The organism is Segatella oris (genome assembly GCF_900637655.1).
Classification (GTDB): domain Bacteria; phylum Bacteroidota; class Bacteroidia; order Bacteroidales; family Bacteroidaceae; genus Prevotella; species Prevotella oris.
This window is the reverse complement of sequence record NZ_LR134384.1, coordinates 2318355-2345161: the sequence shown is the minus strand read 5'-3', so window position 1 is coordinate 2345161 and position 26807 is coordinate 2318355. Positions and strand designations below refer to the sequence as shown.

General features: G+C 46.6%; 23 protein-coding genes, 1 tRNA gene and 4 pseudogenes. 12 read left to right on the top strand and 16 right to left on the bottom strand.

Annotation, left to right across the window (positions count from 1 at the left end):
• Nucleotides 1-5: 5 nt before the first annotated feature.
• Genes EL210_RS09765 through EL210_RS09740 form a run of 6 tightly spaced genes read right to left on the bottom strand, consistent with a single transcriptional unit; the run spans nt 6 to nt 4373 of the window.
• Complete coding sequence (locus EL210_RS09765) at nt 6-692, bottom strand: Crp/Fnr family transcriptional regulator (RefSeq protein ID WP_018920922.1); 687 nt, start codon at nt 690-692, stop codon at nt 6-8.
• A 6-nt stretch (nt 693-698) separates the two neighbouring features.
• Nucleotides 699-1730 (bottom strand): FAD:protein FMN transferase, encoded by a 1032-nt coding sequence (locus EL210_RS09760; protein WP_018920923.1) that lies wholly within the window; start codon nt 1728-1730, stop codon nt 699-701.
• A complete protein-coding gene (locus tag EL210_RS09755) occupies nt 1727-2419 on the bottom strand; it encodes a DUF6048 family protein (RefSeq protein WP_026285988.1) in 693 nt (230 codons plus the stop codon). Before EL210_RS09755 ends, EL210_RS09760 begins: the two co-directional genes overlap by 4 nt.
• The gene (locus EL210_RS09750) at nt 2370-2870 is read right to left on the bottom strand and encodes a DUF6452 family protein (RefSeq protein WP_018920925.1); all 501 of its coding nucleotides are present in this window, start codon (nt 2868-2870) and stop codon (nt 2370-2372) included. Before EL210_RS09750 ends, EL210_RS09755 begins: the two co-directional genes overlap by 50 nt.
• An 18-nt stretch (nt 2871-2888) precedes the next feature.
• On the bottom strand, nt 2889-3839 hold the full coding sequence (locus tag EL210_RS09745; RefSeq protein ID WP_018920926.1) for a glycosyltransferase family 2 protein: 951 nt from the start codon (nt 3837-3839) through the stop codon (nt 2889-2891).
• An 18-nt stretch (nt 3840-3857) separates the two neighbouring features.
• Complete coding sequence (locus EL210_RS09740; RefSeq protein ID WP_018920927.1) at nt 3858-4373, bottom strand: DUF4199 domain-containing protein; 516 nt, start codon at nt 4371-4373, stop codon at nt 3858-3860.
• Nucleotides 4374-4496: 123 nt separating this feature from the next.
• On the opposite strand from EL210_RS09740, the gene EL210_RS09735 reads away from it, so the two are divergent.
• The 5 genes and pseudogenes from EL210_RS09735 to EL210_RS09705 all read left to right on the top strand — a co-directional run.
• On the top strand, nt 4497-7046 hold the full coding sequence (locus EL210_RS09735) for an endonuclease MutS2 (RefSeq protein WP_018920928.1): 2550 nt from the start codon (nt 4497-4499) through the stop codon (nt 7044-7046).
• Between the two features lie 192 nt (nt 7047-7238).
• A tRNA-Thr gene (locus EL210_RS09730) sits at nt 7239-7312 on the top strand.
• Nucleotides 7313-8134: 822 nt separating this feature from the next.
• Nucleotides 8135-8395 carry a hypothetical protein gene (locus tag EL210_RS09725; RefSeq protein ID WP_018920441.1) on the top strand — a complete coding sequence of 87 codons (261 nt, stop codon included), beginning with the start codon at nt 8135-8137 and terminating at the stop codon, nt 8393-8395.
• A gap of 533 nt (nt 8396-8928) precedes the next feature.
• Nucleotides 8929-9144 carry a hypothetical protein gene (locus EL210_RS09710; RefSeq protein ID WP_025879912.1) on the top strand — a complete coding sequence of 72 codons (216 nt, stop codon included), beginning with the start codon at nt 8929-8931 and terminating at the stop codon, nt 9142-9144.
• A 12-nt stretch (nt 9145-9156) separates the two neighbouring features.
• Nucleotides 9157-9357 (top strand): annotated as a pseudogene (locus tag EL210_RS09705) (hypothetical protein); the annotation flags it as partial.
• A gap of 184 nt (nt 9358-9541) precedes the next feature.
• Here the strand turns inward: EL210_RS09705 and EL210_RS13835 are convergent.
• From EL210_RS13835 to EL210_RS09685, 5 genes are read right to left on the bottom strand one after another with little or no spacing between them, the layout of a single operon-like run.
• Nucleotides 9542-9763 carry a hypothetical protein gene (locus EL210_RS13835; RefSeq protein WP_232000325.1) on the bottom strand — a complete coding sequence of 74 codons (222 nt, stop codon included), beginning with the start codon at nt 9761-9763 and terminating at the stop codon, nt 9542-9544.
• A gap of 5 nt (nt 9764-9768) precedes the next feature.
• Nucleotides 9769-10164, bottom strand: coding sequence for a hypothetical protein (locus tag EL210_RS13830; RefSeq protein WP_232000323.1), 396 nt, complete (start codon nt 10162-10164; stop codon nt 9769-9771).
• Between the two features lie 56 nt (nt 10165-10220).
• Nucleotides 10221-10478, bottom strand: a complete 258-nt coding sequence (locus EL210_RS09695) for a DUF3408 domain-containing protein (protein WP_004351993.1) — start codon at nt 10476-10478, stop codon at nt 10221-10223.
• 12 nt (nt 10479-10490) lie between these two features.
• The gene (locus tag EL210_RS09690; RefSeq protein ID WP_018921186.1) at nt 10491-10943 is read right to left on the bottom strand and encodes a DUF3408 domain-containing protein; all 453 of its coding nucleotides are present in this window, start codon (nt 10941-10943) and stop codon (nt 10491-10493) included.
• 5 nt (nt 10944-10948) lie between these two features.
• Entirely contained in the window at nt 10949-11722 is a 774-nt protein-coding gene (locus tag EL210_RS09685; protein WP_026286011.1) for a ParA family protein, read from the bottom strand.
• 15 nt (nt 11723-11737) lie between these two features.
• Here EL210_RS09685 and EL210_RS13615 point away from each other — a divergent pair, with 15 nt between their 5' ends.
• The 6 genes and pseudogenes from EL210_RS13615 (at nt 11738) to EL210_RS09660 (ending at nt 16231) form a co-directional block, all read left to right on the top strand.
• On the top strand, nt 11738-11947 hold the full coding sequence (locus tag EL210_RS13615; RefSeq protein WP_026286012.1) for a hypothetical protein: 210 nt from the start codon (nt 11738-11740) through the stop codon (nt 11945-11947).
• 35 nt (nt 11948-11982) lie between these two features.
• On the top strand, nt 11983-12141 hold the full coding sequence (locus EL210_RS13610; protein ID WP_154649978.1) for a hypothetical protein: 159 nt from the start codon (nt 11983-11985) through the stop codon (nt 12139-12141).
• Between the two features lie 219 nt (nt 12142-12360).
• On the top strand, nt 12361-12780 hold the full coding sequence (mobA, locus tag EL210_RS09675) for a conjugal transfer protein MobA (RefSeq protein WP_018921188.1): 420 nt from the start codon (nt 12361-12363) through the stop codon (nt 12778-12780).
• Nucleotides 12765-14013, top strand: a pseudogene (mobB, locus tag EL210_RS09670) (conjugal transfer protein MobB). The gene mobA and the pseudogene mobB overlap by 16 nt, the downstream one beginning before the upstream one ends.
• Before the next feature lie 40 nt (nt 14014-14053).
• Nucleotides 14054-14782 (top strand): annotated as a pseudogene (locus EL210_RS09665) (YWFCY domain-containing protein); the annotation flags it as partial.
• Nucleotides 14783-14853: 71 nt separating this feature from the next.
• Nucleotides 14854-16231 (top strand): IS3 family transposase gene (locus tag EL210_RS09660; RefSeq protein ID WP_406675596.1). Its coding sequence is split into 2 segments (ribosomal slippage): nt 14854-15210 and nt 15212-16231, totalling 1377 coding nucleotides; the frame shifts between segments, so codons are not numbered across the junction.
• On the opposite strand, the gene EL210_RS09655 is transcribed toward EL210_RS09660, so the two are convergent.
• Nucleotides 16219-17550: an IS4 family transposase gene (locus EL210_RS09655; RefSeq protein WP_458693816.1), complete on the bottom strand. Its 1332-nt coding sequence runs from the start codon at nt 17548-17550 to the stop codon at nt 16219-16221. The two genes, EL210_RS09660 and EL210_RS09655, sit on opposite strands and share 13 nt — an antisense overlap.
• 427 nt (nt 17551-17977) lie before the next feature.
• On the opposite strand from EL210_RS09655, the gene EL210_RS09645 reads away from it, so the two are divergent.
• Nucleotides 17978-21241, top strand: a complete 3264-nt coding sequence (locus EL210_RS09645) for a glycosyl hydrolase (protein WP_018921193.1) — start codon at nt 17978-17980, stop codon at nt 21239-21241.
• Between the two features lie 340 nt (nt 21242-21581).
• Here the strand turns inward: EL210_RS09645 and EL210_RS09640 are convergent, their stop codons facing one another.
• The 4 genes and pseudogenes from EL210_RS09640 to EL210_RS09625 form a co-directional block, all read right to left on the bottom strand.
• Nucleotides 21582-22421 (bottom strand): alpha/beta hydrolase, encoded by an 840-nt coding sequence (locus EL210_RS09640; RefSeq protein ID WP_018921194.1) that lies wholly within the window; start codon nt 22419-22421, stop codon nt 21582-21584.
• Nucleotides 22422-22453: 32 nt separating this feature from the next.
• On the bottom strand, nt 22454-24652 hold the full coding sequence (locus EL210_RS09635) for a glycoside hydrolase family 3 C-terminal domain-containing protein (protein WP_018921195.1): 2199 nt from the start codon (nt 24650-24652) through the stop codon (nt 22454-22456).
• A 31-nt stretch (nt 24653-24683) separates the two neighbouring features.
• Nucleotides 24684-25660: pseudogene (locus EL210_RS09630) on the bottom strand (IS982 family transposase).
• A 118-nt stretch (nt 25661-25778) separates the two neighbouring features.
• Nucleotides 25779-26654: an AraC family transcriptional regulator gene (locus EL210_RS09625; protein WP_004372349.1), complete on the bottom strand. Its 876-nt coding sequence runs from the start codon at nt 26652-26654 to the stop codon at nt 25779-25781.
• Between the last annotated feature and the right edge of the window lie 153 nt (nt 26655-26807).

Genomic DNA, 26807 nt, shown 5'->3' with positions numbered 1-26807 from the left:
TTGTTTTATAATCGGGTTTGTTGTAAGGCATCTTCAATTTTTTCAATGACAATAAAATTGCGTCTGAGTGTTAAAATGCCTTTTAGTTTCAGATGATTCAATGCTTTCGATACATCACGTCGACTGTCATTGAGTTCTAATGCCAACTGTGTCATCTTTATTTTTATGGTCTTTCGTCCTGCAGGCCGTAAACAACGGTCGGCAAAAAAGCGGATAATGCGACTTTCAAGAGAGTTGGAATGTTGTCGAAGCAACATACGTTCATTCTTTTGAGCATAGGTGGAAAGGATGTTCAGAAGATTAATCCTGAAAATCAGAAACTTGTCACTTAACCGTATGACTTCATCTTTCTCAACAGTCAGAATGTTGCAGGTAGACAAAGCTTTAAACGTCTTGGAGAAATGTTGTGTCAGACCAAACAGACGCTCGGGTTGTAATAGTTCAGGAGCCATAATGGACTCTGTAATCTGATAACTGTGCCCGGCAGACACTGTTGTTACTTCTATTTGACCGTTCAAAAGAAAATGAAGCTGGTTGCAGATGTCATTCTCACAGACTATAATCTGGCCGGTTTCAAATTTGTGAAAGCCTAATTTTGTGTGGGTCACGACCTCTTCTAAGTCTGCTTTGCCAAGTCCTTGGAACAGTGGCAGACTTAATAATTGACTGTATAATTGCAGGTCGTTCTCCATTGTTTGTTATTTTACAAGCGTTTTCTCCAAAGAAGGCGAATACCAAACTTTTGTTCTCCCGTCTTTATCAGCATAGATAAAGTAGGCCAACAGCTCGGGATGTTTATCCAAAACAGCCTTGGATTTCTCTATGCCAAGTACCATGAAAGCAGTGGCATAGCCATCGGCTTCGGCGCAACTGTGGGCAAGAACGGTTGCTGATAACAGGCTGTGCTGTACGGGATAGCCTGTACGTGGATCAATGGTGTGGGCAAGTTTCTTGCCATTCTTATAATAGAAATTTCGGTAATTCCCACTTGTAGCCATTGCTCTGTCGGTAACATTCAGTACCGTTTGTAGGTTTTGATTGGTGCTAAGACTGTCATCACTTGGTTTGGTAACGCCTATTTTCCATGGCAAGCGCTTCTCACTTATACCACTGGTTACAATTTCTCCACCAATTTCTATCATGTAGTTCTTGATGTCATGACGTCTCATCACGGCAGCAACCGCATCACTTCCATAGCCTTTTGCAATGGCACTGAAGTCGAGCATCAAGCCTCTGTGATCGGTTTTAACGATATTCTTTTCCCCTGTATGCTCCACCTTGATATATTGCATGCCCATTAAAGCACGCAAACTATCAACCTGTTGCCGATTGGGAAGCTGCTGATGTTTGAAGCCAAAGCCCCAGGCATTCACCAAAGGAGCTACAGTGATATCAAAAGCACCGTCAGTCTCTTTATTGATTGCTTGTGAAAGAGTCAATACTTCCATGAACATCTTGCTGGCTTCTATCTGTCGACCTTGATTGAAAGCAGTCACCATAGACCGCTTGTTGAACATGGAGAACTCTTCGTCTACCTTATTTAGCTCGGTAACAATCTCTTTGTTGAGATCTTTGTCATACTGGTAAGTAGCGTGATACACCGTACCGAAGATAAAGCCTTCATTGTGTTGGTAAGGCATATCCTGCTGTTGGCGAATAATTAGGATAGTACCAACGACCAAAAATAACAGGAATGCTGCTTGAATATATATTTTCTTTCCCTTTCTCATAATTCCATAATGATGTTGAACTCACCGCCTAAGCGACTGTTTCCGCTGCGACCAAATCCGGGAACATACCATGGCTCGCCTATATCTGCATGGGTGTGATAGAGTCTTCGCTTGTAGCGTACGCTCCAACCCATTCGCAATGGTCCCCATATTTTTGCGTCAATAGAGAATGCGAACTCTAACCAATGGTAGCTTGCTTGCTGATTATGTGCGTTAATATCTATCTGGTTACGCCAAACGGGGTCAGTAATACCACGGCCGTCTACATCATATTTGAATGAAGTATAGGCGTATCGCAGTCCGCCATAAATGCGATAGATGTCGTGCTTGTTCTTATTTAAGTTCCAATCCATACCGACACGACCATATGGTGCATTCGTTTTGAAAGCCAACTTCGTCGTGATATCTTTGGCATCGGCCTTGCCATAACCGAATTCAAAAATAGGAAACCACTTATCTTTCAAGTTCAGTCGTACTGCAGCCTGATACTGTCCGTAACTGCCAAAAGCCAATTGCGCGGGGCCAACCAAGTCGGTAGACACTGCAATGCCACGGAACAAGGCTATTGTGTCTTGTTCAACCGCAATGATTTTCTTTTTCTGCTGTGCACCAACGGATACTGGGAGCATGAGCAACAGACTAAAAATCAGCGCTCTTGAAATAGATAAGGAAAGTGCTCTTTGTAACATTGTTGGTTACGTTTGGTTGGTTAATGACAATCGAGTCGATAGTATGTTGTGTGTAATTGATTGCCGTTACTTTGTGGAATATAGCCGGACTGCAGTCTACAGACTCGAAATGTGGCATGTCGGTCTTCGTTACAGCAATCGTATCTCTGTAGCTTTGTGCACTCCCTTTAATATCAAGATAGAAAGTATCTATGGGCATACTGTAGCTCATGGGCAGTTCAAAACTATCGGTTTTCTCTGCTTGGTTGATAATGACGGAGTCGTTCCCATTGTGTAGGTTGGCTGTGATTGTCATCTTACTATTAAGCGTTTTCACATCACCGGCCAACTTATATTTACTGTATACGCGATTGTTGAGCGGACAGTCTATCGTAGAACAACCGGCAATAAGAAGTGCTCCGGCCACTAAGAGCATGAGACTTTTCTTTTGGCTATATTTGTTCTTTTCCATTACTTCAAAGTTGTTATGTTAGATTTTCTTTTCAATCTGGTAATCATTTCTGCTTGGACTCTGTCGGCTGATAAGGTCTCCGATGAAGCCGGCCAAGAAAAACTGACTGCCTAAAAGCATCATTGTCAGCGCAATAAAGAAATAAGGAGAGTCGGTGATGAGCCGTTGTGGAATGTGATAGAACAACGCATAAGCCTTATCTGCACCGATGCAGATAATCGCAATGAAACCAATAAAGAACATCACACTGCCTAAGAAGCCGAATACATGCATCGGTTTCTTGCCGAAGTTACTCAGAAACCATAGTGTAATCAAATCCAAATAGCCGTTGAAGAAGCGGTTCAAACCAAACTTACTCTTACCGTATTTGCGTGCTTGATGTTGCACTACTTTCTCTGTGATACGGTCGAAGCCAGCATTTTTTGCAAGGTATGGAATGTAACGATGCATCTCTCCATAGACTTCAATGTTCTTTACGACGGCCTTTTTATAGGCTTTCAGTCCACAATTAAAGTCGTGAAGATTATGAATACCACTGATCTTTCGTGCCGTGGCATTGAAGAGTTTAGTGGGCAATGTCTTTGACAATGGGTCGTATCGCTTCTGCTTATAGCCCGAAACAAGATCGTAGTCTTCTTCCATGATCATGCGATAGAGTTCTGGAATTTCATCCGGTGAGTCTTGAAGATCAGCATCCATCGTGATGACAACGTCACCTTCAGCTTCGGCAAATCCACAATAGAGGGCCGGACTCTTACCGTAGTTGCGACGGAATTTGATGCCTTTTACATTCGGATTTTTGCCGGCTAAGTCCTCAATTACGTTCCATGAATGGTCTGTACTGCCATCATTGATGAAAATAATCTCGTAACTGAACTGATAACTTTCCATCACACGCTTAATCCACGCATGGAGTTCGGGCAACGATTCTTCCTCATTATAGAGAGGGATAACAACTGTTATATCCATTTGTTCTAAATAAATAATTCAACGTTTGAGTTTGGCAAAGAACGCAATAAAGATAGAACTGAACCAACCTATCAGTGTTCCATAGACGATAATCAGAAATGATAACTCCATGGGAGTAAGGGCTTCAAGAAGCGTCAAGCCATCGGTCAGCCCTTGTGTACTGATACCATTCTCTTTGTAAAGAGGCATCATCTGAAGCACGGCAGTATTCATTATACCAAGAAAGCGGCCGTTATCGAAGAACCTGAAATAGATAAAGATAGCTGCTCCAAATAGGAGAGAGGCGTAAAAGAATGTGTAAATGCAGTAGACAAGGGCCTTACGATAACTCATAACGCCGTCAAGCGCATAGTTGCGGAACTTAATCATTCGCCACGCTACAAAGAGAGGGGTGGAGAAAACAAGCAATCCGCCGAGGTCTGTCTGAGGCGCATAAATCACCAATGCAAAGGTTACAATCCATAACATACTCAAGAACACGCCGTCCTGTCGAGCAAATGCCTTTGTCTGAGTAATGGCATTAAAATCAATCATCAACTGAAATTACGTTTATAAACAATGCAAAGATAAGGTTTTTCTACCATATATATACATATCATCTTTACTTTTTGTCTTATTTTTAGTTTTTTATTACCTTTGCAACTGATAAAAAGCGTTATGATATATCCTGAAAATTTTGAGCTGAAGATTGGATTTACAGAAGTCCGTTCCATGTTACGTGAACGTTGCCTTTCGTCCTTGGGAAAGAGCCAGGTTGATGAGATGACCTTTTCATCTGATGCAGAGACCGTGAACGAGTGGCATGCACAGACCGACGAACTGCGCCTGCTTCTTGAAGCAAATCCAGATTTTCCATTGAGTAACATTTATGATGTGCGCGAGAGTGTCAGCCGTGCACGCATAGCCAATACACATTTGGAGGAGGATGAGTTCTTTGATCTTCGTCGCTCTCTTGACACAATTCATCGGATTGTACAGATACTTCATCCCGACAATCCAGAGCAAAGAGTAGGGCAGGCACTCTTTCTTTTGGCTGATGGTATAGCCACTTTCCCCCATCTTGTGCAGCGTATTGACCAGATAATTGATAAGTTTGGTCATATGCGTGATACTGCTTCGCCGGAGTTACAACGCATTCGGCGCGAATTAGTGCGTGCCGAGGGCTCGGTCTCACGTACACTCCATGGTATTCTTCGGGCTGCCCAGGCTGAAGGAATTGTTGATAAAGATGTCACGCCTGCCGTGCGTGATGGTCGTTTGGTTATCCCTGTAGCACCAGGATTGAAGCGTCGTATCAATGGAATTGTGCATGATGAGAGTGCAACGGGGCGCACTGTGTTTGTCGAACCGACAGAAGTTGTGGAGGCCAACAATCATATCCGTGAGCTTGAAAGCGAGGAACGGCAGGAGATGATCCGCATTTTAACGGCGCTTACACAGCATGTTCGTCCGAATGTCCGTGAGATTCTCGACTCTTTCCACTTCTTAGGTGTCATGGATTTCCTGCAGGCTAAGGTGCAGTTGGGTAAAAACTTACGTGCTATATCTCCTCAGCTGAAAGCCACTCCCCACATAGATTGGATAGAAGCTCGCCACCCTTTGCTTGAAAAACAATTGGCTTCTCGTGGTGGAAAGATTGTTCCTTTAGGTATCACATTGACGCCAGAGAAGCATATCCTGATGATTTCCGGCCCTAATGCAGGAGGTAAATCAGTGTGTCTGAAGACAGTCGGACTGTTGCAATATATGTTGCAATGCGGTGTCCCTGTGCCTGTCAGTGAGCGTTCCACCTGTGGAATATTCAACGATGTGATGATTGATATCGGCGACGAACAAAGCTTGGAGAACGACCTCTCAACTTATTCTTCGCATCTGCTCAACATGAAAAACATGATGAAGCAGGCTAATGACCGCACTTTAATACTGATAGATGAGTTTGGAACAGGTACGGAACCTCAGATTGGAGGTGCCATTGCAGAGAGTGTCTTGGATAAATTCTGCAGTAAAGGTGCGTGGGGAGTCATCACGACCCACTATCAAAACCTGAAGCATTTCGCCGATACGCATCCTGGAGTAGCCAATGGTGCCATGCTCTACGACCGCCATGAGATGCGTGCTCTCTTTCAATTGGCCATAGGAAGACCGGGAAGTTCGTTTGCCATTGAGATTGCGAGGAAAATAGGATTGCCCGAAGACGTCATTGCTGAAGCTTCGGAAATCGTGGGCAGTGACTACATTCAGAGCGACAAGTATCTTCAGGACATTGTGCGTGATAAGCGCTATTGGGAGGGAAAACGCCAGACTATTCATCAGCGTGAAAAGGATATGGAGAAGACGATTGCCCGCTATGAGCAGGAAATCAAGGAGCTTCAACAACAGCGTCGCGAGATAGTTGCGAAAGCAAAAGCCGATGCTTCGGAGCTGCTTCGTGAGAGTAACCGCCGCATAGAGAATGCCATTCGTGAAATTCGTGAGCGCCAAGCCGAAAAAGAAGCTACGAAGAAGATACGTGAAGAGCTTCATCAATTTGAACAGGTAGTAAAAGATGAGCAGCCGTTCGGAGGCAAGAAAGCCCATGGATTGCTGTCGGATGATGACTTTGAAAAGAAAGTTGAGCAGCTTCGTCAACGCAAGGAGCGCAGGGAAAAGCGCAAACAGGAGAAGGCTGAAAAGGCCTTGCAGCCTCAAAAGCAGACGGAGTTTACAGCAAAACTCTCTGTCGATAAGGCGGAAAAGACCTTGGCTGTGGGTGATACTGTGCGCATCAGGGGATTGAAGTCCACGGGTGTCATTGAGTCGATTGATGGCCAGATGTGTACGGTTGTCTTTGGAGATATGCGTTCGAAGATGCGGCTTCATCGTTTGGAGTCGGTGACACCAAGCAACGAAGAACCTTCACGGAGCAACGAAACAGCCTATCAAGTAAGCCGTGCAACACGCGATACGATTGATGACCATAAGAAGAATTTCCATCAAGATCTTGATGTTCGTGGCATGAGAGGCGATGAAGCCTTGAATGCAGTGCAGTATTTCATTGATGATGCCATTCTGGTTGGCATGAGTCGTGTGCGCATTCTGCATGGAAAAGGCAATGGAATTCTGCGCAATCTCATTCGGCAATATCTTGCCACTGTGCCCAATGTAGAGCATTATGCAGATGAACATGTGCAGTTTGGAGGTGCCGGAATAACGGTGGTTGATTTGTAAACAGACGTTAAAAGAATAGAGATAACCAATCTTTCTTTTTGCTTTTACAAATTAAATAACTACTTTTGCACCCGCTTTCAAAGGCAAACATGGGCAAGTCCCTTACGGTCAGCTCCCTCGGAATCCCCCAGGATGGGAACGTAGCAAGGGTACTTGGTTGTAGCGACGCGATAAGGATAGCTTGCCCACCCCGCCTCTTTAGCTCAGTTGGCCAGAGCACGTGATTTGTAATCTCGGGGTCGTTGGTTCGAATCCGACAAGAGGCTCAAGGATGAAGGCAAAGAGAATGTCTCATCTTTTGATTTTTCTCATGAAACTAAGAGAAATAAAACAGAAGCAGACCTTGTGCATATCGCAGAGATATTCGCAAGGTCTGTTTTCGGTTTATGCGGTGAGCTCCCCATGGTCTGTTGCTTTATGATTTGCCATATTGGTATCAATGGCATGGAAAATTCAATGTTCAGAATGCACGAAAGGCAGGACAAGAAGAGTTAGAAAAAGGCTTGCATGGATGTTGTTTAAGGCTTCTTGAACTGTGATGAAATTCAGACGCTTTATTTGACAAAAGGCCTTTCAGGAGTGCCTTCATTCTGAATAAAAACCTCCCTGGCTTCAAATACGCGATTTTTGAGTGGTTTAATCAAAGCCTTGACAATCAGGTTATTATGTATTCTTAGGCGAGTGTTGTCATCATTTGATATGGAGAAATGCTGCAAAATAACGTGAGATTACCTCGTGATTTGCATTGTTTTGGGCTGTAAAAGAGTCGGTTCTTTATAACTCTTTGATTATAAGTACTTATAAAATTGAAAAAAGGAAAAGGGTCGCGATTTGGTTACTACTCAAATTCCCTGAACTTCCTTGATTTGCTGTCGTTTCAAACAGCTCTTGTTATTGGTGCAAAGATAAATAAAATATGCTGTACACCCAAAGAAAACATTTGTTTTTTCTTGTCCGGACAGACTTTTCTGTTGTCATTTTGATGGTTTAATTGTCTTGCTGAAATTCTCATCATCTTCGGCAGAAACAAGTTATGACCTCTTTCTTCGCAAACTTCGCTATCGGCATAACCTATTCCTACCTTTGGTATGGCCGACGAAAAGAGGCAGGGAGCAGTCTGTCGAAAGAGCTTCGGCAAATCTGCTTTCTGCCACATTTCTGTGTATCGGCCATACTTTCTAAGGTATGGATTTCAGCAAGACAATTTTTCAGAGCTGTTCCCTTTCGGTATTTTTCTTTTCTTGGAAGTAGTTGTAAAAGCCGCATTGTTTGTCGTCGGAGAAGTCGGAGCTATTCAGGTGGTGACAAATTCCTCACCCGTCTATCTCCGACACCTCCGACTTGTCTGACAAAGCCGTAGGAAAAGTACACGCCTGCCCATCGCAGCAAGCCCGAAAGGCAGACTTCATACCTTTCCTCTTCCGTCTTTGTCTTCTATAGGTGGCTTTTACATGCCCGCTTCATTACGCTTTTTACTATCTGATTGTATGGCATGCAATCAGATTTTTTACTTTTTTATCCGAATCTGTCTCTTTTCCGTTTACCTCCATTTCGATGCGGTCTTCACCGTATCGCATCCGTTGGTCGTCCCCGTTCAGGCGCAAAGGTAATTCCGGGATGCTACGCTGCAGCAAGGTCGGTACCTTCGGTTTTGGAGAAAATCTCCACGCCTGCGCTCCACTACGTTTTGCTCCGGGTAGTATTTTCCCTCAAAAACCTTGCATTTGCTCATCCCTACCTTTGTGGGGCACCTGAAACGAAAACGACCGATGCGACAGGAAGATGCATTAAAAAATATCGGATAAACGAGAGACAGATAAGCAGTGAAACTCAACTCCCTCAAGCTCTTGGATCCGCATTAAACATTAAAACCCTTAGAAAAATGGAAAAGTCAATCAACATTCGCCAAGCCTTGCGCACAATTCTTCGCCTGCTGCTCACAAGCATTCTAAGCATCGTCTTTTGGGCGGTCGGTGTGGTTGTCGGTTCACTTGCGGAAATCGTCGCAGGCATTCTCCGCACCCTTTGGGCAATAGTCCTCTACGTGCTCACCCTCGTAAGTATTCTCGCCCTTATTCTTTGGATATTCACCCTATAAACATAAATCAAGATGAAAATAAGACACAGTAAGACGCCCAGCCAGCAATGCCGATACTACAAAGTGGACGACATCTTCGAGTATATGTATGAAACCTACATCAACGGCAATCATTCGCAACTGAAAACATTGTACAAGGAGTTGCGCAGAGAAGCAAGAAAAGAGTTTGTCGCATTCTGCTTTGAAATGGTCAGTCCCAACACAGAATGCGAGAGAAATAGTTTTTGCTTGTTGTTCATAAAGCGTTGTTTGGTGACGGGCGTACATGAAAAACGGTCATACACCGCCCGTCGGGGTTGAATTGAAATTGTCTTACTTAACTTTCTTGTGGATATAGTGGCAGCAGGTGTGCCCTATCCGTAGTCCTTTTCTTTTATTGTCGTTTCTTGTTAACGGGTTATACAAAATCGCGGATATCGAAGTCTTCGATGCGCGTGGGCAGGACGAGCGGTTTTGCCTGTGCGACATGGGCGGTATAGAGGTCGATGACCTCGTTGACCCTGTCGGAGAGGCCGGCGAAGCTATCGGTGAGTTTTTGAAAGAGTTCCGTCTCGGCGATGTCCTTGAAAGTCTTGCCGGCGTGGAGCTTTTCTGCTTCGTCCGCTTCGGGCTTTCTCACGGACTTCACCGCCCTGCCGATGTCCTCGAAGCTCGTGCCCCTTGCCGCAGGTGTGTTGGGTCCTCTGCGTCTTCGTTTCCGTCTGCAACGTCATTTATCCTGATGTCGGTAAAGGCTTCGTCGAGGCGGTCGGCGGGAATTTGCAGGGAAGGCTTCTCATCCGTTTCGTCGGCAAAGATAGTGTCTTCGATGTCTACCGCCTCCGTTTTTTCCTGCGTGGCAGCTTGTGGCGCCGTAGTGGCAGCGAGTGGCGTCGTCCTTTCCTGTTGTGCGGGTACGGAGGCCTCCATTTTGAAACGGCTCTTACCCACGATATCGGCAGCCTCGTCCTGCGCTTCGCGCTTCTTTTTGGTTTCTTCCTGTGAAGCCGTTTGCCCTTTGGAGGCAGACGGCCGACTCAAAAGGTGATAGGCCAGCCAAGCATTGTATGCCAGTAGGGCAATGATGAGAAAGGTCGTCATAGCTCCATGTTCTTAAGCAGGGCTTCCTCATAGAGGGCTTTGAGTTCTTCTCCGTGCGTTCTGAAATGTTCTTCGAGCATGTTGCACAGCAAATCCGAGATGTTAACCCTGTTGCTGCATATAAGCTGTACGATTTTGAGCATCTTCTCATGATAGACGACCGGAATGTACACCTGTTTGCCGTCTCTTGCTGTGTAATGCGTCTTCTTCAAGAATGTTTCCCTGTAAAGGGAGAGGTTGTCTTTCTTTTCCATTGTCTTTTGTTTTTAGAATATTGAACTGTTGTTTTCATATAACTTTTTGATTTCTTCGCCGAAATGCTCGAAGTGGTAGGTCAGCACATTGTCTATATAGCTGAACAGTGACACCTCGTCCTTGGCGATGATGCGCAGGATACGTTGTATCCGTTCGTGGTACTCCTTGCGGATGTACACGGTCTTGCCGATACGGGCAGGGATGTCCACTTCCTTGTGAAAGGCGGCAAGGTATTCCTGCTCCCTGTCTTTCGACCGTCTGCGGCGTGCCGGCATTTCCTCCGTCTTCTGTTCTTCTTCCTTGCCTGCTTCTTTTTCCATAGGCGCCTCATCTTCCGACTCTTCCGATTTTTCACATTCCACTCCGTTCGTCCTCGCTTCGGGTGGGATACTCATGTCGTCCCGACGGAACGAGTTGATGATGAAATTGCTGTCGATGTCTTCCACTCTTGTTTTCTTTGCCATTGTCTTTATCTTTTGAGGTTTATAATGTCAAGTATTTCGTCTGCGAGCCTGTCCACATTGCTTCCCCGCAGCAGGCTCTTGTCCGTGGGGAATGTCGTGGAGCGGAACACCGCCTTACGCTCGGATGCCATCTCCTTGCGGAACCGCTTGCTGTCGGGAAGGCGGGTGGAAAGGATGGGCAGGGCGAACTCCGCGCACACCTTTTCATAAGCTCCGTAGAGCTCCGTCTTTTCGCGCCCGTCCACCATGTTCCATATCAGGTAAATCCCCTTGATGGCGGATTTGCCCGTTACGACCATCTGCTCGTTGATGACGGTGGCGAACTTGATGGAGCTTTCCATCACCACGCGGTCGGCGATGATGGGCGTGAAGATATAGTTCATCCGAGATACGGTATTGACGATCTCGGCATTGTTGATGGTGCCGGGCAGGTCGAAGAAGATGACGTCCGGCATCTTCCCGCCTCTGCAAAGGCTTTCTGCGGAGGTGATGGCGTCCTCGGCGCGGCTGCAGACGACGGGATAGTATTTTTTGCCCAGCTGTCTGAGCAGGTCATACGCCTGTACCTTGTAATAGTCGTCCTTCATGATGGTGTCCATGTCGCGTTTGCGCATGTCATGGATACTGTACTGGGGTAAGTCGCAGTCGATGACGGCGACGTCATATCCCTTTACGTAATGCAGGTAGCTCGCCATGAGCACCGTGAGCGTCGTCTTGCCTGCTCCGCCTTTCTGGGTGGAGAAAGCAACATACAGTGGTTTGTCTTTTTGTTTGTCCATTGTCTTCTTGGTTTTATGGGTGATACATATATTGATACATTTGTTTGTCGGTTTGTCGGTTTCTTCCGCTTGACGTTCCAACCACATTCTCGCCGTCCGTCGGTTGTGACCGCCTATTCTCCTTGCAGAGATACTGCCGGAGAAACGGACAACCAAGTTTCGGTTGCAACCAACCAATGGCCATTGGGGCATGAGTCTCTCTCAACCAACCGGCAGATTGACTGACGTCTTTTGGTTTGTCGGTGCAAATAAACAACAAAATGTCGGTACTTGTATCGTTTTTCAGCCACGTGGCAGCTTGTGGCGTCGTTGTGGCAGCTTGTGGCGTCGTTCCTGCGGGTTTTCGGGTGGATATTCTGCCTAATTTTGCACCCGAGCGACGAGCTCTGTCGGTCGGTGTTCTCCCTGACGGCTTCTGAAGGTAACTCCCTCATCCGTCCGAAGGCGGATGTTTGTGTCCTCAAAGACACAGCAAGGTATCTTTTCAGCCGCTCGAAACGATTCGAGCATCCCTGAAAAGCCTTGCCCTTGGCAGGGGGCGGGCTTTACCTCCGAAGTCGGAAGCCCAAGAAGAATACCTGACGGTAAAGAACATACGACGGCAGTCTAAGTCGCATCATCACTAAATCCATATTAAAATGACAGAAAACAAAAAGAAAACGGGGAGAAATCCCAAGAATGATCCGGCAGTGTACCGCTACACCGTCCGTTTTAATGCGGAGGAACATATACGTTTCCTTGCAATGTTCGATGAGTCCGGTGCAGCTGCGCGTTCCGTTTTTATCAAACAGCAGTTCTTCTCACAGCCTTTCCGTGTGATAAAAACAGACAAGACGTTGTTCGATTATTACACCAAGCTTTCGTCTTTTCACGCGCAATACCGCGCCGTGGGCAACAACTACAACCAAGTCGTCAAGGAACTGCGCGTACACTTTTCCGAGAAAAAGGCAATGGCATTGCTCTATAAATTGGAGAAATGCACGCAGGAATTGGTGCTCATCACGCAGCAAATCATCCGTCTCACCCAAACCTTCGAGCAGCAATGGTCGCAAAGATAAACATCGGCAGCTCGCTCTACGGCGTACTTGCCTACAACGCGCAGAAGGTAAATGCGGGTGAAGGAAAACTCCTTGCCGTGAACGGAGTGTTCGATGCCTGCACGGGAAAGATCGACCTTGCACGAACTTTTAAGGATTTCGACAGACTCTTGCCCAAAGGAATCCGGACAGAAAAGCCCGTATTACACGTTTCGCTCAATCCGCATCCCGAAGACCGACTCACGGACACCGAGATGGAAAATATCGCCCGTGAATATATGGAAGAGATGGGTTACGGCAGTCAGCCTTACATGGTAGTCAAACACGAGGACATCGACCGCCATCACCTGCACATCGTTTCCATGCGTGTAGATACCGATGGTAAGTGTCTCGATAACGCTTTCAACTTTCATCGCAGTAAGCGTATCACCCGGATGCTCGAAGAGAAATACCAATTACTTCCTGCCGAACGTAAACGGGACAAGATACATGAGGCTGCACACAAGGTTGACATTGGTAAAGGTGATGTTAAGAAACAAATCGCAAGCGTACTTCTTTCCGTCGCTACCCGTTACCGTTTTCAGACGATGGGTGAATACCGCGCCCTACTTTCATTCTACAACATCCACGTGGAAGAGACATGGGGAAAAGTCGGAGAACGGGAGTATCACGGGTTGGTCTATTCGGCAACGGACGATAAAGGCAACAAGGTGGGCAATCCTTTCAAAGGCATCGCTCTTCGGCAAGTCCGCAGGCTATGCCGCCATCGAGAAACGTTTTTCTTTATCGAAGAAACAGATAGCCGAAAAGAAATTCACCGAACCCACCAAGCGGGCAGTGTTCCAAGCACTCGGAGAGACTTATCACAAGGACAAATTTGTTAGTCTGCTCAAAGGCAAGGGTATCGACACGGTGCTGCGCCTTACCGACGAGGGGCGTATCTACGGAGTCACCTTCATTGACCATCGCACGGGTTGTGTGCTCAATGGCTCGCGTATGGGTAAGGACCTCTCCGCCAATGCCCTGCAAGAACACTTCACGCTGCCCTACGCCGAAGAAAAGCCGATACCGTTTGTTCTTCATTCCGAAGAGACGGTACAGAAAGAGTTCGTCACGCAAGATGACAATGAAAATCCTTCCTTCGGTCTCGGACTTTTCAATCCTTCCGGGCAGGCTGTAAACGTCGAAGAGGAAGATTTTATCCGAAAGATGAAACGCCGCAAGAAGCGTAAGGGTAAGGGACGAACGATGTAAGCAGCAACACAATAAAAAACAATCAACAAAGAAAATAACTATGCAACAGGAAGACGATTTAAGGGCACTGGCGAAAATCATGGATTTTCTGCGTGCCGTGAGTATTATCTTGGTGGTTATCCACGTGTATTGGTATGGTTACGGAGCCATCCGCACGTGGGGGATCGGCATCGGCGTGGTAGACCGCATCCTGATGAACTTCCAGCGAACGGCAGGGCTCTTCTCCTCCATGCTTTATACAAAACTCTTTGCCGTGGTGCTCTTGGGGCTTTCGTGTTTAGGTACGAAAGGCGTGAAGGGTGAGAAGATAACATGGAGGAAGATATATGTCGCACTCGGCATGGGCGGTGTGCTGTTCTTTCTCAATGGATGGCTGCTCCATCTGCCGTTGCCTTTTACCATCAATGTGGGGCTTTATGTCGTTACGATTTCTGCGGGGTATGCCTGTCTGCTGATGGCAGGATTGTGGATGAGCCGGCTGTTGAAGCACAACCTGATGGACGATGTATTCAACACCGAGAACGAGAGTTTTATGCAGGAAACGCGGTATATGGAGAATGAATATTCCGTCAATCTGCCCACCCGCTTCTACTACAAGAAGAAATGGAACAATGGGTGGATCAATGTGGTGAACCCGTTCCGTGCCACCATCGTGCTGGGTACACCGGGCAGTGGAAAGTCCTATGCCGTGGTCAACTCGTTCATCAAGCAGCAAATAGAAAAGGGGTATTCGATGTATGTCTATGATTGTACGTTGTCAAATAAAAGTGCACAACTGGGACCTCAATTAAGTTTGGGGTTTTAGTATGAATTATATTAATAAAAAAGTATATTTGCACAATGACAACAAAAAAGAATCTTTCAGCAGGTTCTCAGCAGAGAACATCAGAATCCTTGTTAAAGGATATTCGTCGTAACACGAAACGAATTTTCACTTCAGAACAAAAGGTATTGATTGTGATGGAAGGAATCCGTGGCGAACAGAGCATCGCAGAGCTCTGCCGTAAGTATGGCATATCCGATAGTACTTATTACAAATGGAATAAGGAATTCATTGAGGCTGGTAAAGCTCGCCTTGATGGTGACATCGTCCGTGAAGCAACAAGTGATGAGGTGAAGGAACTTCGTCAGGAAAATATTCGCTTAAAGGAAGCCCTTGCCGATTTGGTAGTGAGATATGACGTTGTAAAAAAAGCTTGAAACTCATCGAATAAGCCCTATGCATGAATTGTATATACGTTATAGTGCGGAAGAGAAAGAGACTATAGTTCTGTCAGTAAAGCGTTCAGAGTTAAGTATTGTTCAGGCCCTCAAACGCTTAGGTATTCCAAGGCGTACTTTTTATAACTGGTATCAGAAATATGCCACAGGGGGAGTGAATGCTCTTAGAGAAACGCCTTATAGGAGGCAGACGACATGGAACCGAATCCCCGACAAAATTCGACAAATAGTGGTCGAACTTTCTTTAGAGCATCCTGAGCTCACCCCCAGGGAATTGTCCGTCCTTTTATTGGAAGAAAGTCAGATATTCGTTTCAGAATCAAGCTTTTATCGTATTCTGCATGAAAGAGGTCTATTGGAACGTATGGAGCATGATTTCGTCCTTGCGGCCGATGAGTTCCATCATAAGACTAAATTCCCCAATGAGATGTGGCAGACCGATTTTACCTATTTCAAAGTCAAGGGTTGGGGCTGGTATTATCTCTCTAGGGTAATCGATGACTACAGCAGGTATATCATCCATTGGGAGCTATGCTCGAATATGACCTCTGAAGATGTATCCAGAACAATAGACAAGGTAGTTGAAAAGGCTGGGGTTACACTTCAGAATCCTCCTTGCTTACTATCGGACAATGGGCCATGCTATATTGCTTCCTCGCTCAAGGAGTATCTCGGTAAGGTATATAATATCAAGCATATTCATGGCAAGCCCTTGCATCCGCAGACGCAAGGAAAGATAGAACGATATCACAGATCAATGAAAAATGTAATTAAGCTAAATCATTATTTCTGCCCCTCTGAATTGGAAAATGCTATCGATGGGTGGGTGAAATACTATAATGAGAGCAGATTTCATGAATCGTTGGATAATCTTACACCTAGAGACGTATATTTAGGGCAAGGGGAGAAAATCAAAAAGATAAGAGAAATAATAAAGCAAAATTCAATCAACAAAAGAATTTTCTATCCAAAAACAATGAAATATCAGAGTAAATAACTATATTTGCAGTTGTGCACTTTTATTTGACAACGTACAAACCCAAGTGTTTCTCCTAAAACACGAAGAATGCGTTCGATACAGGCAAGCACTCGCTTCCATAACGTGAGTGCCATGAGATCGCTCTCCATATCCGAAAAGAGTTCCCCCATGGTTTGATATTCTGTGAACCTCTTTTCCAAGGCCATGACGGTATATGTAAGGTAACACAGCGTTGCATCGGCTATCTGACCATTGAAGTCGCAACCTTGATAACCTCCTAATCCGAGATACTGCTTAGTCTCCTTGTTCATCACCTCTATGTTCCATCGTATCTGATACACTTCAAAGGCTTTTACGAAAGACATCGTAGTATCCGTGGTGAGCAGGACGTTCCATGCGGAGTTTCTACCATACTTGATGAGGAAGATTCTAACTGGTATATCTCCTAAGTTGCCGTTGAGCTGAATATATCGACATTTATACTTACGACAGCTCCTTCCTCGTTCGCGTTCATAGGCGGCAATGAGTTCTGCAGCATTTTTCTTCCTGCCTGATACAGCGTATTTCGTCTTTCCCATTTTTGCAAGTCCGACAAAGTGCATTGCACCTTTACCTATGCTTCTGACACACGCCATAAGTTGCTCGCAAGTGAACCAGCTATCGGTAATCACATACTTCGCATGCAACCCCATCTTCCATCCACGGCGAAGCATGTCCATGGCGACTTCCATCTTGGACATCTTACACTCTTGAAAGCGCTTAAAATCAGGGCAACCATCATTCCTCTTGGTATGATATGCCTTTCTGCGTTGCTGTCTTGTCAGCCCGCAGTCGCCTTGCTTCCCCTTTTCTTGATGCAGTGAAAAGTCAAAGGGTAAGGTTGTCTTGCCGTCAAAGAAGGCACAAAGTAGCAGTTTGTAGCCCAATACGCATCTGCCTTTTGCATGATCGAAAACACGACTGATACCCTCCATTCTCACGCCACTCTTCTCAAGCACAGTGTCATCTATGATGAAACATGTCGTGGTGTCGGATAGAGGAGCTTCGCCATACTTACGCAATAGGCACATATAACGCAGGGCAAAGTGGTTCATCAAGCGTCTCCAATCCATCTGCGGGCGAATCATCATGCGATAGAAACAGTTCTTGCCATGATTTGAAAGCTCATATATCTTATGCTTGCATATACTGTGGATGCTCTTACCAACAATGCGGAAGAGGCAAAGAGAAAGGATCAGCTCCGAAGCGGAAACTCCGTCCTGTTTCTCCAATGACAGACGAGATAACAGGTGACCGATGCCAAACTTGCCAAAAAGATGAAACAAATCATCACTCATTCGGTTTTTAACACTCAAAAGTTTGGATAACTCGCTTATTTTCTCTATTTTTGCTTCCATAACAGTTTTGTTGTCTTGTCTTTAAAATCAGTTCTTTAGCGATTACTAATTTACAAAGAAAATTCGACAAACTGTTATTTTCCTATCTATTTATTAGGGTGGGAAACTTTAGTTACTTATTACCCATTCAGTTGAAAGAAATCATACGTATGCCCTTAGTGAAACAAAATCCCGGATGGGAATAACAATGAAGCATATCCATGCGTCGGACCTCCGGCGTATGGATACTTCTTATATATATAAGGTGTCTTGAATGTCGGCACGTGTCGTCGGTTCTTCTTTAATTCAATAACTCATACGCATTATTTGCTACGCTCATAAATCTATAAAAATGTCAAAAAAATTTCTTAGGAACTATTTACTTAAAATGTTTTTAACGGTGTGCCTATTCTTCGCCACACAGAATGCGCAGGCACAGGAAACGTCACTCTATCGATCGTTTGTCAATCCGCCGGCAGTGGCACGGCCGCATCTTTGGTGGCATTGGATGAATGGAAATATTACCAAAGACGGCATCTATAAGGATTTGATGTGGATGCACCGTATCGGCATCGGTGGATTTCATCATTTCGATGCTGGATTGGAAACGCCGCAGATTGTTGAAAAACGACTTGAATATATGTCTCCCGAATGGAAAGACGCCTTTTCTTATGCCGTTCATTTGGCCGACTCATTGGGAATGGAGATGGCTGTGGCCAGTTCGCCCGGTTGGAGTTCTACCGGTGGCCCGTGGGTTACGCCTGAACAGGCGATGAAGAAATTGGTGTGGCGAGAGCTGGATGTGAAAGGGGGAATAACCTATCGTGGAATGCTGCCACCACCTTATACAGCAACGGGTTATTTTCAGAATTTCAACTCATCGGTACATGCACCTTTTGTCAGTGGTAACGAGGTGACCTATTATAAAGATATTGCCGTTGTGGCTGTGAAATGTTTGCCGATAGACCGCTCTATGGTTTCACTTGGAGCTACTGCAACAACGCTGGGCGGAGAAGTTTCGTTACGCACGCTTACCGATGGCGACCTAACTACTGCCGTGCAGCTTCCGCGCGACGAAAAAAATGGTTATACGTGGATACAGTATGCCTTTAGTAAGCCACAAACCATTCGGGCAATAAGTGTTGTAGACGGTCGGTTTCGTAACGAATGGGCCTCTGCGCCTGCCGATGTTAACAAGCATTTAGAGGCTGGCGATGACGGTATCGTTTTCCGTAAGGTGTGTGATATCCCCAGCGGAGGTGCTTCGCAACAAACAATAACCATTCCGCCCACGCGGGCGAAGTATTTTCGCATTCGTTTTGACAATGTTCCCCAAAAGAAAGTTACAGAGGTAGCGGAGCTTCAGCTTTACACCATTGACCGTGTGAACCATGCTGAAGAAAAGGCAGGTTTTGCAACACCACCCGATTTGGAGCTTTATCCCACGCCTGCCGATGCGTCTGCTACTGCGTTCAATGAGGTGGTTGTGCTCACCGATAAAGTAGACTCGACCGGGCGACTGGTATGGAAAGTGCCCAAAGGAAATTGGCGTATCTATCGGTTCGGGTATTCGCTGACAGGTAAGAAAAATCATCCTGCATCGCCCGAGGCTACGGGATTGGAGGTAGACAAGCTGGATGCGCAGGCTGTGCACGATTATCTCAATTATTATCTCTCGACCTACGACGATGCTTCAAAACAGATGTTGGGAAAGAATGGTTTGCGATCGATGCTTATTGACAGCTACGAATCGGGCTGGGAAACGTGGACGCCGAAGATGGAACAAGAGTTTGAGCGTCGGCGTGGATATAGTTTGGTAAAGTGGTTGCCCGTTCTTACCGGACAACTTATTGATAGTGCAGACCGCAGTGAACGCTTTCTTTGGGATTGGCGGAAGACTATTGGCGAACTGATTACCGAAAACCTGTATGCTCAAGTAGACAGCATATTGGCTGCTTGGGGGATGAGTACCTATTATGAAACGCACGAGAACGGGCGGCTTTACCTTGCCGACGGTATGGAAGCCAAGAGCAAAGGAGACATTCCGATGGCTGCCATGTGGTATCAGCCCACCGATGCCGCTACTACGTCAATGTCTGAAAGCGACATTCGTGAGTCGGCGTCTGTGGCTCATCTTTACGGAAAACCCATTGTTGCTGCCGAATCGATGACCGCCAATGGGCTCTACTCCGGTGCTTACGTATTTTATCCGGGCAATCTGAAACCGGTTGCCGACCTCGAAATAGCTAACGGCGTGAATCGTTTCTTTATTCAGGAATGCGCTCATCAACCGGTAGACGACAAGCGACCCGGATTGGGACTGATGATGTACGGACCTTGGTTTAACCGCCACGACACGTGGGCCGAATGGGCTAAGCCGTGGACCGACTATCTGGCGCGCAGCAGTTATATGATGCAACAGGGACGTAGCGTGGCCGACATCTTGTATTATTACGGTGAAGACAACAATATCACCGGTCTCTTTGCTCACGTTCATCCCGATATACCCGTAGGTTACAATTTCGATTACATCAATGCCGACGCCCTCACCCGGATTATCACCTTTCGCAATGGTCGCCTCACCGCTCCCAGCGGAATGCAGTATCGTCTGCTGGTGCTGGATAAGAATGCCCGCAAGATGTCGCTTCCCGTATTGCGAACTTTTGCCCGATTGGCCCGTGAAGGAGCTCTTATCTGTGGACAGGTGCCCGAGCTGATGCCCTCGTTAACGGGAGATAGCCTTGAGTTTGCCCGACTGGTGCGCGAGGTGTTTTATTCGGGTCGCCCCAACGTTTACAACTATGCCTCGGCCGCCACTGTATTGAAGGCTAACGGAATACTTCCCGATGTTGTGGTGAGCGAAGGCAATGGAGCCGAAGGAGCCGCTGCGCATTGGCGATATGTGCATCGCACCACCGACAACGCCGAGGTTTACTGGCTCAACAACCGCACCGACCGGTCGCGCTCGCTTACCGTTACCTGTCGCACGGCAGGTATGAAACCCCTTCTCTGGCATCCCGAAACGGGGCAGACCGAAGAGCTTTCTTACCGTGTGGGTCGCGATGCAACCACTATTTATCTTGATATGGTGCCCAACGATGCCGTTTTCGTGGTATTTCAGGGAAAGGCGCAACCGGCCGAACAGCAGTTGCCCGCTCGTCGTATAACACCCGTGTGTCAAATCGAAACCAATTGGCAGGTAACTTTCCGCGATAATATGCCGACCGAGAAAACCCTTGTTATGCCTCGCCTGCAATCGTACACCGAACAGTCTGACCCCGATATCAAATACTATTCGGGCCGCGCCGTTTATCGCAATCGTTTCCTACTTCCGTCCTCCCCCCTCAAAGCAGCTCGCTATGTTTTAAATCTGGGTAAGGTAGGCTGCATGGCGCAGGTTATCGTTAATGACAGGCGGCAGCGCATACTGTGGAAGACCCCTTACACCGTCGACATTACCGACGCGCTGCAGAAGGGTGATAACCGCATTGAGGTAGAGGTGATAAACCTTTGGGCCAATCGGCTTATCGGTGATTGCCAGCCCAATAATCCCAAGCGTTACACCTACACGGGTTTCCCCTTTTATAAGGCCGATTCGCCCCTATTGCCATCGGGCTTACTGGGTCCTGTAGAGCTATCGATTGAGCATTAGCGGGTTGCGCTTTTTTCCCATTTCCACCAATCTTTTTGCCGGGTGGAGGGGCATACAGAAATGTCGCCGCATCCTTTTGGGATGTGGCGACATTTTTAATCGAAACACTTGTAATAAATTATTTTGAGCATTGCAAGTGTCGGGATATCTAAAATGGTGACCAGATTGCACGTTCGGAGTGTTGGAATGCCTAAAATGGTGACCGGACGGCTCTGTCGTTTTATCAGCCGTTTGCTACAATTATCTTTTTATCCTTATACGCAAAAGATGTGAGTTCAACAAGCAGCAGAACTCACATCTTTTATTATCTTACCAACTCGTGCGCGGGCTGTAATATTCTTCAACGCGTGGGAGCAGGTAGACGGGTAAGCCAGTCGTTAAGTTCGTAAAGAGCGTTGTTGTGATAACGCCACGAGGACAGATAGCCGAAGCCGTGCCCGCCGATGGGGTAAATGTGTAGCGTGCAGGCATTACCGGCGCGTTGCATGGCGCAATAGTAAGCCACACCGTTTTCTATGGGTGGCACCACATCGTCGTCGGCGGTAAGAAAAAGAATGGTTGTCGGTGTTTCGCCGCTGCGTACCTGCAGCTCGTTGCAATAACGTTCTATCAACTTACGGTCGGGCTTATCGCCCAGAAGGTGATGGCGCGAACCGAGATGAGTTCCGGGTTGTTTCATCGTGATAACGGGGTAGAACAAAATGGCGAAGTTGGGTCGTGTGGCAGCCGATGCATGGGTTGAGAGGGTGCTGGCCACGTGTCCGCCGGCCGAAAAGCCCATGATGCCGACATCGGCGGGATTGATGTGCCATGCTGCGGCACTATCTCTCACAAGACGCATGGCAGCTTCGGCATCGGTCAGCGGAATGATATGATTGGTGCGCGGCATGCGGTATTTAAGCACAAAGAAGGCAATGCCGCGTGGGTTGAAGAAGGCCGACCATTGATGACCTTCGTGGTCGATGGCCAAACTTTCGTAGGCTCCGCCCGGACAACAGATAACTGCGCGTCCCGTAGGCTTCTCGGGCAGGTAGCCAAAAAGCTGTGCGCCCTCGTTGCCGAGCGGAACTTGTATTTTGCGTACGGTGTTTTGTGCTTGCGCCGTCGTAGCGGCCAGCAGGCAAAACAGAAGTGTAAAAAGTTGCTTCTTGATGAAGCGGATGTAGGTTGTTTGATTCATTGTTTGATGATTATTTTGTTATTCGATAAGGTTTAGCGCAGTTCGAAAGCAGCCGTACCGCGTACATCCTCAGACGAAGCGCATACATAGGCTTTGAAAGTGCCGGGTTCGGCTACCCAACGGTGCTCTTTCTCTGAAAAGAATTGCAGGTCTTCGGTGGTAATATCGAATGTTACCGTGCGGGTTTCGCCCGGCATCAGTGCAATTTTTCTAAAGCCTTTCAGTTCTTTTCGCGGGCGTTCTACGCTGGCTTTGTCGTCGCCGATGTACAGCTGCACAATCTCTTTGCCTGCTCTTTTTCCTGTGTTGGTTACAGCAACAGTGAGTGTGAGGTGTCCGTTGGGTGCGATGGTGCGCGATGAAAGGGTAGGCCGTCCGTATTTAAAGGTGGTATAACTTTGTCCGTAACCAAAAGGAAAGCGAGCTTTGATACCGCGCGTGTCAAAGTGGCGATAGCCTACAAAGATGCCCTCGCGGTAATATTCCTCGTAGTTAACGCCGGGAAATCCTTCCGCTCCGTAAGCAAAGCAGGGATAGTCGTTTTGTTTAACGGCGAATGTTATGGGAAGTTTTCCGCTGGGATTGACTTTGCCCGAGAGTACATTGGCTAAGGCTGTTCCCGACTCGGAACCGAGATACCAGCAGTGAACCAATGCGCCGACGTTATCAATCCAAGGTGTGGCGTAAGGGTTTCCGCCAAAGGTTATCACCACAACCGGTTTCTTGAGCGCGGCCAATCCGGCAATCAACTCGTTCTGTCCGAACGATAGGTTGTAGTCTTCGCGGTCTCCGTTTTCACAATCTTGCAAGTGATTCTTGTTCAATCCGCCGATATACAAGATGATGTCGGCTTTGCGTGCTTTCTCCAAGGCCTCTTTTCTCAGTTGTGTTTGCACGGCAACAGGGATGGTGTCTATCTTGTCGTAATGTGCTCCACCCGACTCGTATCCCTGCGCATAATCAATTTTATCGCCATAAAGCGCCTTCAAACCTTCGAGTGGCGAGATGTCGTAAAGAGTTTTGAGCTCAGACGAACCGCCGCCTTTGGTGAGCGAGCGAGTGGCATTTTCACCCACAACAAGAATTTTGCCGTATTTCTTTGTGTCGAGCGGTAGCAGGTTTCGGGTATTTTTGAGCAACACGATGCCCTCTTCGGCTATTTGCCGACAGGCGTCGTAGTGGGCTTCAGAACATTGGTTGCCGATGATGCGGTTGGGGTTCATAGCTGTGCGGAATATCGTGCGTAGCACGCGCGATACCTTATCGTCGAGCACGCTCATGGGAATTTTTCCGGCTTTGAGCAACTGTTCGAACGGGCGCGCCAAATAATAGTCGTTGTATGTAAACTCCGACTCTTTCAACTTACCGTCGGTAAACGAACCCATCTCAATGTCAAGTCCGCCTGTTGCCGCCTGCCACGTGTCGTTTACGCCCCCCCAGTCGCTGATAACAACTCCGTCAAAGACCCATTGTCGTTTCAAAATACCGTTGAGCAACGAGTCGTGCTGACAGCAGTGTACACCGAGCCACTTGTTGTACGAGGCCATCATCGTCCATACTCCACCGCGCTGAACCGCCTTTTTAAAGGCCGGAAGATAGATTTCATTCACGGCGCGCTTGCTCACATTAACATTCACTTTAAAGCGGTCAGTTTCCTGGTTGTTCAGAAAGAAGTGTTTCAGACAGCAGGCCACACCGTTTTGTTGGGCGCTGCGGATATAAGGAACCACCATCTCTCCGGCCAGATAAGGGTCTTCTCCCATATATTCAAAGCTGCGCCCGTTCAGTGGTGTACGGGCTATTGTGGTACCAGGACCTAGCATGATATGCTTATCGCGAAAGGCAAACTCTTCGCTTACGGCATTGCCATAGAGCGCGCTGAGGTCGGTATTCCAAGTTGCTGTGAGACAAGTGAGCGACGGAAAGGCTACGATAGAGTCGTTGGTCCAGCCCGCTTCGCCCCATCTGTTCCAATCGTTTTCGGCGCGTACGCCGTGCGGTCCGTCGTCCATGTTCAGCTGTCGAATGCCCAAGCGGGGAACACCGGGCGACGAAAACTTACCCTGTGCATGAATAACGGCAATTTTTTCGCGGAGCGTCATTCGGCTCAACGCATCTTTCACCCGTTCTTCAATGGGCGCTTTCGGGTTCAGATAAACCGGTTTTTGGTTTTGTGCTTGCAGTCCGATGTAGCCGGCAAGCATTGCTGTAAGTGCAATTGTTTTAATCATAGATAAATAAAGTTATAACCCGTTGGCGGAATTAATTTAGTGCGTATTTAATTCTTCCGATGGGTTTGTTATTAATAAAGTTGACATATTGTAATATGGTCAGCACACTAATTTTCCCGATTATTCGGGCAAACAGACCATTTGTTATTTTCGTATAATTCCTGATAACCAAAAATTGATCTGTGAGTTGTGAGGAGAGAGTTTCAATCCTTTTTCTGGCTTTGGCAAAAGGGATTAATTTTGGTTTCCAATTCTTTTGGTTCAGCCTATATGGACATTCCAATCTAATGTGAGCCGTTTGGAAAAGATCGAGTTGAACATCAGCCCCTATATATCCCTTGTCGCCATAGATGTTACAGTCATGATAGACCAGCTTGACATCTTTCATATAATTGAGGTCATGCACGCTGGCCTTTGACAAGTCATAGGTATCACCCCACTTAACCCACAGAGTGCATTGAGTTTATAGCCAAAGTAATACATATTTTGAGATGCACAGAAGCCGAAATCCGGTGCTTGTGAGAAATCTCCCATTCGCCCCATCTTGCAACGCTTCCCTCTGGCAACCCTGCATACGGCTATCGGCTTGGAATCTACGAAGAATTGAGTTTCCCCACCGTCCATTTGGGCAGCGATTCTCTTTCGTATGTCTTCGCATAATCCTGCGGTATTCTTTCTACGGTCGTTGAATTGCCTGCGAGATATGAGGTTAGGTATTTTGTCTTTGTACTCCTGAAGCTTATAATCAAAAAGCCATTTTTCACTATCAATGCTCTCTGATTCCGCTGTCAAGGACAAGGCAACGACCTCCAAATCTGAAAATTTTGGCATGGGACCACGACGGGGTATATTTCCCTGCTCATTGACAAGGTTGTGAGAGAATTGCTTGCATATCTCAAGGATTTTGACGAATTTTGTGTATAAGTTGCACATACGAGGATTTGTACTTAATGGTTTTTACTTCACTAAGTTACTAAAAATCAACGATATGTGCAACTTTTTATATATCATTATAGCTACATTTTAATTCCGCCAACGGTTTTTTTATTAATAATTATAACTAAAACCCCAAACTTAATTGAGATCCCAGTTGTGCACTTTTGTTTGACAACGTACAGAACTTTGGTTATTTCGTCTGCTCTCTAAACTCACTAGGTCTCAGATTTATTTTTGCTTTAAATTTTGCAGAGAAGTAATCCGGAGAGTCAAAACATAGTTTGTAGGCAATCTGTTTGACGCTCAAATTTGTCGTAGAAAGTAGTTCCTTGGCTCGTTGCAGGCGCAGTTCTTGCTGGTAGAGGGCGGGGGAGACGCCTGTAAACTCTTTGAACAGTTTACGGAAATTACTATAGCTCACGCCCATGTCTGTCGCTATCTGCTGTATGGTGAGATTTTCTTCCAGCGCTTCTCTGATGCGCTTGCGGGCTCGGTTGACCATGTTGACATGCTCTTGGTTCTTGCCGAGTTCTATGTTGCGCTCCAAGCTATACATCATGCCGATGAGCAAATTGACCACGCCGGCCAGTGTCCTTTGCGTGTGAACGGCTTCTTCTTGAGCCGTGTCGAGCGCATAGTGATACAAATCTTCCAGACGGTCCATGTAGCCCACGTGATAGACGGGCTTGGTAGGGGAGAGGAAGCCGTTTTTTACGCGTGCATCCATATTCTCGCCTTTGAATCCTATCCAGTAGCTTTGCCATCCGATGTTTTTGGAGGGATGGTATGTATGCCATTCTCCGGGGAACAGCAAGAAGAAGTCGCCGGCCTTAATTCTTCGCTCCTCTACCGACGAAGACTTGAACACGCCCTCGCCGGCTGTGATGTATAATAACTGATATTCGTTGAGAATGCGTCCTCGTTCTACTTTGAAGTAATAGCCGTCTGCATGCCCGTGAGTAGGATAATCCTCTCCCGGAATGATATGTTCGTAGCCAACCGTAGAAACCGTCAGTCCCCACTGTGTATCACGAAAGTTGGCTATCAGATATTTACTTTCTTGCATTTCGTTCTGTTTAGGTTTCTAATGATGATACGAATTTAGCTAAATATTTTTATAATACAAGAAAAAACGAAATTAATCTGCGATTTGTGTAAAAGAAAACGGTCTTTTGAACGCTGATGAGGAGTTCAAAAGACCGTTGGTGTATTAAAAGGT

Excerpts from the sequence above, each read along its gene's own strand:
- EL210_RS09765 (WP_018920922.1), bottom strand. The coding sequence starts at position 692 with ATGGAGAACGACCTGCAATTATACAGTCAATTATTAAGTCTGCCACTG.
- EL210_RS09760 (WP_018920923.1), bottom strand. The coding sequence starts at position 1,730 with ATGAGAAAGGGAAAGAAAATATATATTCAAGCAGCATTCCTGTTATTT.
- EL210_RS09755 (WP_026285988.1), bottom strand. The coding sequence starts at position 2,419 with ATGTTACAAAGAGCACTTTCCTTATCTATTTCAAGAGCGCTGATTTTT.
- EL210_RS09750 (WP_018920925.1), bottom strand. The coding sequence starts at position 2,870 with ATGGAAAAGAACAAATATAGCCAAAAGAAAAGTCTCATGCTCTTAGTG.
- EL210_RS09745 (WP_018920926.1), bottom strand. The coding sequence starts at position 3,839 with ATGGATATAACAGTTGTTATCCCTCTCTATAATGAGGAAGAATCGTTG.
- EL210_RS09740 (WP_018920927.1), bottom strand. The coding sequence starts at position 4,373 with ATGATTGATTTTAATGCCATTACTCAGACAAAGGCATTTGCTCGACAG.
- EL210_RS09735 (WP_018920928.1), top strand. The coding sequence starts at position 4,497 with ATGATATATCCTGAAAATTTTGAGCTGAAGATTGGATTTACAGAAGTC.
- EL210_RS09725 (WP_018920441.1), top strand. The coding sequence starts at position 8,135 with ATGGCCGACGAAAAGAGGCAGGGAGCAGTCTGTCGAAAGAGCTTCGGC.
- EL210_RS09710 (WP_025879912.1), top strand. The coding sequence starts at position 8,929 with ATGGAAAAGTCAATCAACATTCGCCAAGCCTTGCGCACAATTCTTCGC.
- EL210_RS09695 (WP_004351993.1), bottom strand. The coding sequence starts at position 10,478 with ATGGAAAAGAAAGACAACCTCTCCCTTTACAGGGAAACATTCTTGAAG.
- EL210_RS09690 (WP_018921186.1), bottom strand. The coding sequence starts at position 10,943 with ATGGCAAAGAAAACAAGAGTGGAAGACATCGACAGCAATTTCATCATC.
- EL210_RS09685 (WP_026286011.1), bottom strand. The coding sequence starts at position 11,722 with ATGGACAAACAAAAAGACAAACCACTGTATGTTGCTTTCTCCACCCAG.
- EL210_RS13615 (WP_026286012.1), top strand. The coding sequence starts at position 11,738 with ATGGGTGATACATATATTGATACATTTGTTTGTCGGTTTGTCGGTTTC.
- EL210_RS13610 (WP_154649978.1), top strand. The coding sequence starts at position 11,983 with ATGTCGGTACTTGTATCGTTTTTCAGCCACGTGGCAGCTTGTGGCGTC.
- mobA (WP_018921188.1), top strand. The coding sequence starts at position 12,361 with ATGACAGAAAACAAAAAGAAAACGGGGAGAAATCCCAAGAATGATCCG.
- EL210_RS09655 (WP_458693816.1), bottom strand. The coding sequence starts at position 17,550 with ATGAGTGATGATTTGTTTCATCTTTTTGGCAAGTTTGGCATCGGTCAC.
- EL210_RS09645 (WP_018921193.1), top strand. The coding sequence starts at position 17,978 with ATGTTTTTAACGGTGTGCCTATTCTTCGCCACACAGAATGCGCAGGCA.
- EL210_RS09640 (WP_018921194.1), bottom strand. The coding sequence starts at position 22,421 with ATGAATCAAACAACCTACATCCGCTTCATCAAGAAGCAACTTTTTACA.
- EL210_RS09635 (WP_018921195.1), bottom strand. The coding sequence starts at position 24,652 with ATGATTAAAACAATTGCACTTACAGCAATGCTTGCCGGCTACATCGGA.
- EL210_RS09625 (WP_004372349.1), bottom strand. The coding sequence starts at position 26,654 with ATGCAAGAAAGTAAATATCTGATAGCCAACTTTCGTGATACACAGTGG.